The following is a 7,211-nucleotide window of genomic DNA, read 5'->3' as shown; positions in this document are numbered from 1 at the left end:
CCATCCAGCAGCATCGTTGATGTGACTGTAACTGAAAAATCGATTGAGGAAATTGACCTCATTGCGTCAGTTCCTTGCCAGCAAAGCGATACAGCGTCAGCTACTGCGTCAGCAACTGCGTCAGCCACGCCCGTAACTGCGTCAGCCGACCCAATTCCATCAGCCACGGAACAAGATATTAAAGAGTGTGCCGAATGGTTGGCCCTTGCTGATAATCCGGATGCCTTCTATGAGATTCGCAATCTGTTCGCTGAGATTTACCAAGACTATTTCGAGCAGTTCTTCCAAGCGGCATGGTCTTTACTTTCGGAATCAGAGCGAGTCCGACTGCGAGGGTTTATGGCTTGACCGGGTTGGCTCATAACTGAATAGATACTTGTTGGGCCGGGTTAGTCTTAGATGCGATGGCGATCGCCAGCTAGAGTGACCAGGACTGTACCACTGCGATACCGATGACGGGAATAAACCAGACTGAATCCGAAGGATGGCAATTAATCCAGCCAATCTTGAGCGCCTGGGATAGATGCTGGTTCCTCACTGGATTGGGGCAAGTTGCGGTAAGCGAAGCTATGCCGTAGGCTTGGGGCCAAGTCAAATGACCGATCGCCTGGTTGATAGCCAATCGCCAAGTCGAATGACCGATTCCCTAGCTGAGTTGCCGAAGGAGCCTAGCCAAGTGACCGATCGCATGGTCGAGTTGCCGATCGCCGGGACTCTTGCTGGTTTCGGTGAGTGCCAATCGCCGGGTCAGTTTGCCGAGCGCATCATCAATGAGCGATCGCATCGTCGAGTTGGGATTCGTCTAGGTGAACTGTTGACCACCCTCGGGGGGTTGTTACTTCTTGGCTCGAATGAGCACGCACCGAGTTGGCTTGGCGATCGCTAAGTCTAGGGACCGATTGGCTAGTGGATAGCTAATCGTCGGGTCAATTGGATGCTCGGTTGGTTAAGTTGGCGGTAACCGCAGCCCGGGCCCTGGGGCTTATCGCTCTGGTGGAGTTGCCAAGGAGCCTAGTTGATACTTGCTGGGTTGAGTTGGCAATTGCTAGATTGAGGTTGCTCGCTAGTTTAAGTTGATACCTGTCTGGGTGGTGACTGCGCCCGTTGAGTTGGGGCAACTGCCTAGTTCCAGTAGGTGATATCCCTGTTCATTGTTGGCCGAATTAGTATTCGTCTACAATTGCACAAATCACTCCGGCTCCCGGAAGCTGGACGGCTGATGCGATTACCAGCAGTGGAAGCCGAAAGTCTAGTCAGAAGGAGCGCAAAATGTCCCGTCAAAATATAGATTCCATCATAACCGTCTTCCAAAGCCGCCTAACGACTCTTGAACACCTCCTAAAGTTAGCTCAAAAACATTTCGGTGAGAGTGAGGGGTTTCTGGACCAGCGGATTGCGACTGATATGCTGCCCCTCGGTACGCAGATTGCTTTCACCTGCAATCAACCTCGCAACTTTGCTTTATGGTGTAGTGGCAAACCGAGGGATAATCTCGATCCAAAAGTTACCTCTCTCGTGGCAGCCTACGAACATATCGCGAATACCCAACAACTGCTTTCAAGCATTCACACTGAAGATGAAAAACTCAATGAGTTGGTACGCATCGACCTTAGCCAGGGTCGTTACCTCGAAATGTTGGGTCAGGCTTATGTCAACAATTTTCTAATTCCAAACTTCTATTTCCATCTGGTTACGGCTTACGATATCCTCCGCATGACTGGCGTACCCATTGGAAAGCAGGATTACATGATGCACTTAGTTCCATTAATTCAGAAAGCATAAAGTTTAATGAGTTGGGCTTTAAAGGAGTTATAACATGGGTTCTCGTGTAAAACATACAAATAGCACTGATGAGCGATTGCTCCTTACCCTGCCGGAAGCTCAATCCGCATCCGAAGTAATTGCTATGTATCACGAATGGGTTCAATACGGCGATAACTATAAGCTAATTAGCAAAATATTAGGTAGATTATCAGAATTTGGTCCAGGAAATTCGCAGATAATCCAAATTTTGGAACGCGAGGGAATGAGCGGCGATATTTGGCGCTATAATGCAGCAATTCACGCACTCGAAAGAATTGCTAAAGTAAACGAGTCTGCCCAAGCTCCACTATTACGATGCCAAGAATATCAAGAAAATGTCCGATTAAACACTAAGGCCCATCGTCTTAACATCACGGTCAAAGAGCTTAAAGAACAGGAACGCATATCAGCAGAAATTCGCCAAAAGAAGGAGCAGGAGCGCCAGAAAGAACTTGAAGAAATCCGCGCCGACTTCCAAGGCAAAAAACGGTACGGCGAGTCTAAGTTGCAGCCTGGAGACCGCGTAGTTTGCTTGATACAAGGCTGGCCCTATACCGGCCAAATTGGACAGGTAGAACGAGCGCTGAATACCAAAACAGTTTATGTTCGATTCTCTGATGGTTATGTGACCATTCAAGGTGACGATAAGTTTGCATTGCAGCCGGATGGCTTAGGTGATGTGGGTTGAAGCACTTGTCTCGACCCAATCCCCAGAACTATTTTGGTCAATGTTTGGCTGAGTTGGTGGTGGTTCAGTGGCCGCACAGCAATGATAGCAATTGTTTGGTTGTTGAGGAGCCTGGTTAAGTTATCGAGTGTTCTTGTGGAATTCACTATGTTCGAGTTAAGTTTTGATTGAGCTGATTCACTGAATCTAAGTCGAGCGCTGGTCAAGTTGACTGAATCGGTGGAGTTGGCGATCGCTAGTCTGATGGCAATCGCTGACGGGAAACCCATCGCCGGGTTAAGACCGATCGCTGACTGGAGGCTAATCGCTATTTTGAGGCTGATGGTTGACTTGACCGACGCTTCTTGTTGAGGTGGTGTCCGGGTGACTATGCTCAGTCAGTTGCCAGTCTGGTTTCAGCAGGTGACGGTCGTGCTCATCGTTGGCCGGATTAGCTTGTACTTCGACTGGTTGACCCGCAGATTCATGGTCTGCGGGTGACTATCAAAGGCGATCGCTCCGTTCGGTTCGGAAGGAATCTAGGTGTCCATGAGCGCCGGTGCAGTTCGAGTTCGATGTTTGGCGGCTACTGGCTCCGAATAGTCTGGGCTTAATCAGTGGCGATTGGCTCTAACTCAGTCGGTGGCGATTGGTCTAAATTATCTCGGGCTGGTTCCGGGTGCAAGGCTCAGAATTATCTCGGTGGGTGGCAATTGGTTCTAGCTCAGTTAGTGGCGATCGCATTACTTGGTGGCTTTCCTCGTCAACATTACCCCCAAGATTAAGCTAGACCGGACCCGACTCTCAGAATGCAGCACTCAGTCGCTACTATCAGATTGAATGTGTCACTATTGTCTTGATGCAGTCCATTGTGAGATGTTGATGGCCTTTGTGCGAATGGAGTGGTCCTGGATTGGTGGGCTTAGTTGAATTCGGGTTGAGCTGATTTTTACTCAAATAATGCCTGGTTTTCCTGATAATTTAGGGTGGCATTAGAGCCTTGTCAAAGCAATGCTAATCGAGCAAACTATTTTAGGAATCCTAGCCTTTACGGACAGCGCTGCCCGTAAAAAAATGACCCACTCCTCAACTTGTCAGGGTCCAGAGTTTTTCTAGCGTTAGATAGTCCTAATAAATTGTTCATAACGAACTTATTGCAAATTATCTTAGTTTGTTGCGAATTGCAATGATTCATGAATTTCTTGCAATATACGGGCTGAGATAGAAAATTTCGGATATAGTCATAACTATGCTTAGGTAAAACCTTGTGCAATGGCACTCAAAATTGTTCGCTCAAATCAAACAGCCCTATCTTCGGTTGACGAATGTATTCTAAGCTTCAAGGTTTTATGAATTAGTAACTAGCATTACTTAAGGGAAAAAATTAACTAAACTTATTAGCTGGAGAATTGTGATAGAATGACAACTATTTTGCAAGATATGGAGAAAAAACCCGAAGATTTAAGCAAAATTTCTTTTGGGTTAGCTTTGTCAGGTGGTGGCTATCGTGCTGCGGCATTTCATTTAGGAACGTTAGCCTATCTTGATAAAATTCAACTCCTTCCTCAGCTCCGCCGATTATCTACAGTATCTGGTGGAACATTTACGGGTATGAAATATATTTTATCTTTGGTAGAAGGAGTCCCATTTTCTCAGTTTTTCCGAAACTTTTATCTTTTCCTACGCGATGAAAATCTATTTCAACAAGGACTAGCAGACTTGAACAATGGTTCGATAAGAGTGCCATCAGGCCAACGAAAGCTAATTTTATCGATGGCAAATGTTTATGCTGATACTTTACTTAAGTCTCCTAAAGGCAGTCCGTACACTCTAAAAGCAATTCTCGACTCGAAGATTTCAGTGGAAGAAATTTCGTTTAATACTACTGAGTTTTGTACGGGCGTGGCATTTCGTTTTCAAAAAAGTATCAGTGTTCATGCTTATATTGGTAACGGTAACATATCTATTCCCAGAGAATTAGCACAGGACATTCGTTTAGCAGATATTCTGGCTGCTTCATCTTGTTTTCCCGGAGGCTTTGAACCAATGCAATTTCCTCAAGATTTTGCGTGGCCTAATAATAAAATACCTTCTGCCATTAAGGATAATAAACAGTTTGAATCTCTAGGTTTAATGGATGGTGGTATCTCTGATAATCAGGGAATTGATAGTTTACTGTTAGCCGATAAGCGAAAAGGTACCGAGCCTTTAGGCTTGTTAATAATTTCAGATGTAGATTCAGAAAAAGATAATCTACTTTTATATCCCCAGAATAATCAAATATCCAGCAACCTAACCTTGGGACAAATAGACGGGCTTATCCGGTTTTTCTTAGTGACTTGTGGTTTGACGATAATTTCTGTTGTCTATGAACTTTGGCAAGAAATCCAAGGAGGAACATTTATTTTTTTGCAGGATTTTTTCTCAGCTTTAATGCCTATAATTTTGGTGGCTGGAATAGTCTTTGTTTTTGCGTGGGGACGAGAGGTAATCAAAAATCAGATACTCTCACGAATACCTAATGTAGGTCTTGCGGGTTGGAAAGATTTGAAAACGCTTACAGTTGATGAGTTGTTCTATTTGCTGGAATTGCGAGTAAAATCGTTGCTTGCACTTACCAGTTCTGTGTTTATGGTTCGTATCAAAAGATTGGTTACCAATTGCTTGCATGGGGACAAAGCCTACCAAAACAAAATTGTTTCAAATAAAATTGACCGACTAATAGATCCTAAGCGTAACGTAGATTTACCGAAAATTACACCTCTGAGTCAAGAGCTAAAAGAGGTGATTGAAAATGCAGCAAAAATGCCGACAACGTTATGGTTTAAGAAGTCACAGTCTTTGATAGATATAACTATTGCAGGTCAAGCAACTATTTGTTTCAATCTGATGCAATACATTGTTCGGCAGTATGGCAAAGAATCGGAGACCTATCCTCCGGCAATTAAGCAGCTATGGGATGAACTGAAGCAAGACTGGGAAATACTGAATGACAATCCTATTAGCTTATTAGAAGAGTTATTGCCTGAAGAAAAGTTTGTAAAGCCCTAGTCTAATAACAAATTGCAAAATTATGGGGCAAGTAAAATTTTTCCCAAACTGCCAGCCCCTATCCGCCGGACCCGACTCAGATGCGATCGCCTCCCCCAAACTGTCAGATCCGAACTTATCCGACAAACCCACCAAACACCGACAGGCGATCGCCTTGGACAAACTGTCATATCCAACCGTTATCCGACAAATCCGACAAACCAACCCAACGGGGGATCGCCTCTTTGAAACTGCCAGCTTTAACAGTTATTTGCGATCGCCCCCAACTTCACTTCGTCCTGCTCAACTCATCCACAGCCTGCAAAACTATCTGATTCGGGTAATTCAAGCAGAGGAATCCAACCCAATCACGCGGCTTGTGGTCCCCTCCAGAACTGGGTCTTGTTCGTGTCCGGCTGCTTTCATCCCTCGCTGATATCCCGGGCGATCGCTAATCCGAGCCAGCCACGCTTTGATGTGGGGCCGGTTGTCAAAACCCAAGTCATAAAATGCCTTCATCGTCCCGAATGGGAAGTGCATCATAATGTCGGCGGCTGTGAACTCAGCACCGGCGAAATAGTCCCCTTGGGATAGGCGATTTTCTACCATTTCCAGATGGAGATCGAGCCGCTGCCGTAAAGCGGGGAGTAGTGGAGAATTGCTATCGGGTCCTAGGGCCATTCCGGTAATCCAGCTTACAATACTCCAGGTCATCAAGCTGGCATTGGCGTAGTGGAACCAGTACAGGTAATCTGGATACTCAGGTGATGCGACGGATACCGCCAGCCGTCCTTCCCCGTAGCGCCCTAGGATATATTCGATGATAGCTCCCGATTCACCCAGCACTACCTCGTCATCGACCAACACCGGCGCAGTACCCACGGGATGAATGTCCCGCAATTCGGGAGGAGCAAACTGGGTCACTGGGTCTCGTTGGTACAGAACCAGTTCGTACGGCAATTCCAGTTCTTCTAGCAGCCAGATAATCCGCTCCGACTGGGAAACGTTGAGATGGTGGACGGTTAGCATTGTTTTGTTATAGCTTTTGATTCTGAAAATATCACGCTTAGGGACTTGAGTAAAACTTTTATACAGCGGCAAATTCCGTGATTTTGAGTGAGCCACTGACTTGCACGTTTCGAGGTTGATGCGATCGCCTTGGACAAACTGTCGAAGTCGAATCCGACACTTATCCGACAAACCGACAACCAACCCAACAGCCCACCACGAAACACTCGACTGAATCAGCACGATTTGGGTAGAACCTGCGGAAAAGCGGAAGTTTAGAGTTAAATGTTTCCGGTTTTTGATTTTATACGCCGTAAAAGGGTGCTAGACCACAACTGCGGCACACTCAAGAGTTAGCTGGCTCCTCGAACAGCGACAGGAGTTGTTTACAAGTCAATTAAAATTTATCGATAAGATGACAGACTCTCAAGATACTGAAAAGACTACTAAATACCAGCCTATAGCCTTGGCTGCTATCAGTGCCTTCACGGGAATTGCGACTACTCTTATTGCAACAAGTCCAGCAATCTTGGGTCCCAACAAGGATACCCTACTGGAGTTTAGACTAAGCGAAATTTGACCCACCAGGAGGGGAGCCACTGTTAAAAGAGTGTAGGACAAAAATTAGAAGCTTAAGCGGTCTTTTTGGGGGATGATTTTGGTTTTGAATACCTCTTTTTGACCACTGGATAGCGAGTAGAGG

At 45.8% G+C, this 7,211-nt stretch carries 9 protein-coding genes; 8 read left to right on the top strand and 1 reads right to left on the bottom strand.

Annotation, left to right across the window (positions count from 1 at the left end):
* The 8 genes from NG796_RS26135 to NG796_RS26100 all read left to right on the top strand — a co-directional run.
* Positions 1–348: hypothetical protein (locus NG796_RS26135; protein ID WP_261210424.1), on the top strand; the 348-nt coding region annotated here is incomplete at its 5' end.
* Between the two features lie 175 nt (positions 349–523).
* Complete coding sequence (locus tag NG796_RS26130) at positions 524–886, top strand: hypothetical protein (RefSeq protein ID WP_261210422.1); 363 nt, start codon at positions 524–526, stop codon at positions 884–886.
* 383 nt (positions 887–1,269) lie between these two features.
* The gene (locus tag NG796_RS26125) at positions 1,270–1,782 is read left to right on the top strand and encodes a DUF1993 domain-containing protein (protein WP_261210420.1); all 513 of its coding nucleotides are present in this window, start codon (positions 1,270–1,272) and stop codon (positions 1,780–1,782) included.
* Between the two features lie 34 nt (positions 1,783–1,816).
* Positions 1,817–2,491: a hypothetical protein gene (locus tag NG796_RS26120; protein ID WP_261210418.1), complete on the top strand. Its 675-nt coding sequence runs from the start codon at positions 1,817–1,819 to the stop codon at positions 2,489–2,491.
* Between the two features lie 207 nt (positions 2,492–2,698).
* Positions 2,699–2,842 (top strand): hypothetical protein, encoded by a 144-nt coding sequence (locus NG796_RS26115; RefSeq protein ID WP_261210416.1) that lies wholly within the window; start codon positions 2,699–2,701, stop codon positions 2,840–2,842.
* Positions 2,843–3,087: 245 nt separating this feature from the next.
* Positions 3,088–3,255, top strand: coding sequence for a hypothetical protein (locus NG796_RS26110; protein WP_261210414.1), 168 nt, complete (start codon positions 3,088–3,090; stop codon positions 3,253–3,255).
* A 634-nt stretch (positions 3,256–3,889) separates the two neighbouring features.
* Entirely contained in the window at positions 3,890–5,521 is a 1,632-nt protein-coding gene (locus tag NG796_RS26105) for a patatin-like phospholipase family protein (RefSeq protein WP_261210412.1), read from the top strand.
* A gap of 80 nt (positions 5,522–5,601) precedes the next feature.
* Positions 5,602–5,835 (top strand): hypothetical protein, encoded by a 234-nt coding sequence (locus NG796_RS26100; RefSeq protein ID WP_261210410.1) that lies wholly within the window; start codon positions 5,602–5,604, stop codon positions 5,833–5,835.
* Between the two features lie 10 nt (positions 5,836–5,845).
* Here NG796_RS26100 and NG796_RS26095 read toward each other — a convergent pair whose 3' ends face one another.
* Entirely contained in the window at positions 5,846–6,529 is a 684-nt protein-coding gene (locus NG796_RS26095) for a glutathione S-transferase family protein (RefSeq protein WP_261210408.1), read from the bottom strand.
* Positions 6,530–7,211 lie beyond the last annotated feature (682 nt).

This window comes from Laspinema sp. D2d, assembly GCF_025370755.1.
Taxonomy (GTDB): Bacteria; Cyanobacteriota; Cyanobacteriia; order Cyanobacteriales; family Laspinemataceae; genus Laspinema.
The sequence above is the reverse complement of the archived record's forward strand: the minus strand, read 5'-3'. Positions and strand labels throughout refer to the sequence as shown.

Excerpts from the sequence above, each read along its gene's own strand:
- NG796_RS26130 (WP_261210422.1), top strand. The coding sequence starts at position 524 with ATGCTGGTTCCTCACTGGATTGGGGCAAGTTGCGGTAAGCGAAGCTAT.
- NG796_RS26125 (WP_261210420.1), top strand. The coding sequence starts at position 1,270 with ATGTCCCGTCAAAATATAGATTCCATCATAACCGTCTTCCAAAGCCGC.
- NG796_RS26120 (WP_261210418.1), top strand. The coding sequence starts at position 1,817 with ATGGGTTCTCGTGTAAAACATACAAATAGCACTGATGAGCGATTGCTC.
- NG796_RS26105 (WP_261210412.1), top strand. The coding sequence starts at position 3,890 with ATGACAACTATTTTGCAAGATATGGAGAAAAAACCCGAAGATTTAAGC.
- NG796_RS26100 (WP_261210410.1), top strand. The coding sequence starts at position 5,602 with ATGCGATCGCCTCCCCCAAACTGTCAGATCCGAACTTATCCGACAAAC.
- NG796_RS26095 (WP_261210408.1), bottom strand. The coding sequence starts at position 6,529 with ATGCTAACCGTCCACCATCTCAACGTTTCCCAGTCGGAGCGGATTATC.